This window comes from Candidatus Hydrogenedentota bacterium (assembly GCA_016791475.1).
Taxonomy (GTDB): Bacteria; Hydrogenedentota; Hydrogenedentia; order Hydrogenedentales; family JAEUWI01; genus JAEUWI01.
In genome coordinates this window covers 1-809 of the sequence record JAEUWI010000162.1, presented here as the reverse complement: position 1 = coordinate 809, position 809 = coordinate 1, and the positions used below count along the sequence as shown (strand labels likewise).

The window sequence follows — 809 nt, the reverse complement described above, 5'->3', positions numbered from 1 at the left end:
GACGTTCCGGTTCGGGTCGGTGGAGATTTACGACGACTTCCTCGACGACTTCGGGAAGTCCCACGGCCCGGCCCTGCGGCGGTTCGCCCTCCTGGGCGGCGAGGTCCCCCAGGTGAAGCGGCTCGGGCCCCTGCCCCGGCCGGAGCCGATGGCCGCCCCGGTCGCGTTCGCCGAGTACCGGAGTCCGCCGCCGGGGCGGACCGTCGCGCTGGCTTTTTCGGAGCGAACCATCGTGGACCGCCAGAGCCTCGAAGCCGCCCTGAAGGCCGCCATGCCGGGGCTGTCCGACGCCGCGATCCAGGGGCTGGCCGACGACGTGCTGGCCGAACTCGTCAAGAACCTGCCGGCCCCGGCCCCCCCGACCACCCCGACCGCCCCCGGCCCGGTGCTGATGGCCGAGGGCGAGGGCGAGGGCGAGGGCGAGGGCGAGGGCGAGGGCGAGGGCGAGGGCGAGGACGCCGGGATGAGCCGGGACGACCTGCTCGCCGCCCTGGCCGAGATGGGGCAGGACCCGGAAGGGCTGGCCGGCCTGTCCGACGAAGACCTCCAGGACCTGTACGAGATGCTCACCGAGGGAGACAAGTCCCTCGCCGCAGGGGAGACCGAGACTATGGGCGACGTGGGAGCCGACCCGGCGGCCGTGGCCGCCCCGCCCGGGCCGTCCCGGGAGGAGATGATCGCCGAGCTGGTGGCCCTGGGGCAGGACCCGGCGGCCCTGGAGGCGATGACCGACGCCGACCTGGCGGCCACCGAGCAGCCCGACGAGGAACTCGAAGCCCTGGCCGAGGGCGAGCCCGAATCCCCGGCCG

General features: G+C 74.9%; 1 protein-coding gene. It reads left to right on the top strand.

Translation table 11 applies throughout. The features are described 5' to 3' along the window. Window positions 1-809 (top strand): hypothetical protein (locus tag JNK74_28455; GenBank protein ID MBL7650120.1); only part of this gene is annotated, 809 nt, incomplete at both ends.